Below are 284 nucleotides of genomic sequence, written 5' to 3' on the forward strand. Positions count from 1 at the left end.
TGGGCTTCAAACAGTTGATGGACACAACAGGTGTGTTGGGGAAAATCGGTCTGGTTGATATTCGACTCTACCAGTAGCTGATGCTGCTCGTCTGGGGTCAGCAGGGGTAATTGAGAAATTCGTTGTTGGGGATGAGTAACAATCCCTTGGAGCAAAGTCTGAAAATGCCGAAGCATTCGGGTGATTGTGGAGGCGTCGAACAAGTCGGTGTTGTATTCCAACAACCCTTTGAGACCTTGTTGTGTCTCTTGCATTGACACAGTCAAATCAAACTTCGCCGTGAC

1 protein-coding gene is annotated in these 284 nt (G+C 47.9%); it reads right to left on the reverse strand.

The window, feature by feature from the left end; genetic code table 11:
* On the reverse strand, window positions 1–284 hold a 284-nt coding region (locus tag ACM0OZ_RS49295; RefSeq protein ID WP_414590227.1), incomplete at both ends, for a condensation domain-containing protein.

Origin of the sequence: Scytonema sp. PCC 10023 (assembly GCF_963920835.1) — a bacterium.
In the GTDB taxonomy this organism is placed as follows: domain Bacteria; phylum Cyanobacteriota; class Cyanobacteriia; order Cyanobacteriales; family Nostocaceae; genus Kalymmatonema.